Genomic DNA, 2,772 nt, shown 5'->3' with positions numbered 1-2,772 from the left:
GGCTGGAGCCATCGGATGACGCTGGTGCCCGATCACGGCATCGCGATCGCCGTGCTGACCAACCACAGTCCGAACGACGTTCCGCAGACGCTGACCTTGTACATCATCGACCGGTTGCGTGGTCGCGAGGCCGTCGACTGGCGCGCGCGTTTTGGCAAGCAGCGTGACGATTTCCTCGCCCATATCGAGGCGGACAAGGATGCGCGGGAGGCAGCGCGTCGCAAGGACACGCCCCCCGCGCACGCGCTCGCGGAATATGCCGCCGACTACGAGCATCCGGCCTATGGGGTGATGTCGATCGGGGAGCAGGACGGCGCCTTGCAATGGTCGTGGCGCGGCATGGCCGCAACGATGACGCATCGTCACTTCGAGACATTCGAGTTGCCGGCGCCGCCCGATCGCCTGTTGCCGGATCATCTTCCCATCACTTTCCTGACCGATCGCGATGGCAACATCGTCAGCCTGTCGGCGCCGTTCGAGCCGATGGTGAAGGACATCGTGTTCACCCGGTTGGCGGCCGGCGACTGCACCGATCCGGCATTCCGCGCATGTTGCGTCGGCCGTTTCAGCGGAAGCGCCGAACATCGCGTCACGTTGGACGAGCAAGGCGGCCTCGTCCTGAAGTCGGACAATCAGCCGGCCTATCGCCTCGAACCATTGCAAGCTCGACGCTTCCGTATTGTCGAGCTCGAGGGTTTCGTTGTCGAATTTGGTGGCGAGGCGAAGAGCGTCACGCAGATCATCCTGCATCAGCCGGTTGGGACGTTCGTCGCGGACCGCGTGGAGGATGACAGGCCGGAGCAGCTCGATCGGTCCTAGGACGCGTTTGCTGCGGACGGTTGGCGGGCATCGCGTCGACGAAACGTCTCGGCGCGAGATGTTACAATATAACAGTGGCCGCCAAAGCGCCGCGCTTTGTCAATGCGGCTAAACGAAAAAAGATTGGCAGGGCGTACTCCCTTGAACGTATTGCGCGGACAGTGACGCCCACCACATTCCCGCCCCGCAATTCTTGGGTACAGGCCCGGCTTCCGGGCCGCCCGGTTGCGAATTGTGGAGATGGAATATGGACTTCAATGGATTTCTCGGTGGCTCCGGCTGGACCCAGCCGGCCCTCTGGGCGGCGGCGTTGGTCGCCGTGATCATCCTGGTGCGTGCCTCCAACATCTTTCGCTACATCCCGAACAACCAGGTCGGCATCGTCGAGAAGTTGTGGTCGGCGAGAGGCTCGATCGACGGCGGCTTCATCGCGCTGAACGGCGAGGCCGGCTTTGAGCCGGAGGTGCTGCGCGGCGGCCTGCACGTGTTCTTCCCCTTCATGTACCGGATCCACAGGTCGGATCTGGTCACGGTCGGGCAGGGCAAGATCGCCTATGTGTTCGCGCGCGACGGCGCGCCGCTCGGCCCCTCGCAGGTGCTCGGCGCCAACGACACCGAGGACAAGTCGGACTTCCAGAACGCGCGGCGGTTTCTGCTCGGCGGCGGCCAGAAGGGGCCGCAACGGAAAATTCTGCGCGAGGGCACCTACGCGATCAACACCACGCAGTTCGCGATCATCACCGACGATCGCGTCTACGGCCATGCCCTGAGCCAGCAGGAGCGCGGCGTGCTGGAGGGCATGCAGCTCACGATCTCCGAGCGCTGGGGCTTTTCGCCTTTCGTGCTCGCGACCGAGCATGACCTGGTCGGCATCGTCACCGTGCATGACGGCCCGTCGCTGCCTCCGGGCGAGATCATCGCGCCCGAAGTCGGGATCGATCTGCGCCGTGCGGAGACCTTCCACAACAACTTCCAGGAGCCCGAGAAATTCCTGAAAGCGGGCGGCTATCGCGGCCGGCAGTTGCAGATCATCGTCGAAGGCACCTGGTACATCAACCGCCTGTTCGCCACCGTCGAGGCGGTGCCGAAGACGGTGATCCCGGTCGGCAATGTCGGCGTCGTGATCTTCTATACCGGACCCCGGACCGATGACGTCTCCGGCGAGCAGTATCGTCACGGCGAGCTCGTGCTCAACGGCAGCCGCGGCGTCTGGAAGGACCCGCTGCTGCCCGGCAAATACGCCTTCAACACCTATGCCGGCAAGATCGAGATCATCCCGACCGTCAACTTCATCCTGAAATGGGTGCGCGGCGAGGTCGGCGCGATGAAGCTCGACGAGAACCTGTCGGAGATCTCGCTGATCACCAAGGACGCGTTCGAGCCGACGCTGCCGCTCTCGGTGGTGATGCACATCGACTACAAGAAGGCGCCGATGATCATCCAGCGCTTCGGCGACGTGAAGAAGCTGGTCGAGCAGACGCTCGATCCGATGGTCTCCGCCTTCTTCAAGAACATCGCGCAGAAGATGACGCTGATCGAGCTGTTGCAGAACCGCGCCGCGATCCAGGAGGAATCCGCGCAGCAGATGAAGGCGAAGTTCGAGAACTATTCGCTCGATCTCCAGGAGGTTCTGATCGGCACGCCGCGCGCGCCGGTGGGCGACCATACGATCGAGAATATCCTGATCCAGCTCCGCTCGCGCCAGGTCGCACGCGAGCAGATCGAGACTTTCCAGGAGCAGGAGAAGGCCGCAATCCAGGAGCGCGCGCTGAACGAGGCCAAGGCCACGGCCGCAGCGCAGATCGCGCTGACGCAGTCGCTCATCGAGGTCAAGGTCAAGGAGAACGAGGGCGCCGCGGCGCTGGCGCGTGCGCTGAAGGATGCCGAGACGCGCAAGGTGACGGCGGCGGCCGTCGGCGAGCAGTCGCGGCTCGAGGGCCAGGGCGAGGCCGA

At 64.0% G+C, this 2,772-nt stretch carries 2 protein-coding genes; both read left to right on the top strand.

Annotated elements, in window-relative coordinates; translation table 11 throughout:
* Positions 1–819, top strand: an 819-nt coding sequence (locus tag JOY90_RS36885) for a DUF3471 domain-containing protein (protein WP_291696008.1), incomplete at its 5' end; no start/stop codon positions are given.
* Positions 820–1,066: 247 nt separating this feature from the next.
* The coding region (locus JOY90_RS36880; RefSeq protein WP_291696007.1) for an SPFH domain-containing protein at positions 1,067–2,772 on the top strand (1,706 nt) is incomplete at its 3' end.

Origin of the sequence: Bradyrhizobium sp., from assembly GCF_019242285.1 — a bacterium.
Taxonomy (GTDB): domain Bacteria; phylum Pseudomonadota; class Alphaproteobacteria; order Rhizobiales; family Xanthobacteraceae; genus Bradyrhizobium.
The sequence above is the reverse complement of the archived record's forward strand: the minus strand, read 5'-3'. Positions and strand labels throughout refer to the sequence as shown.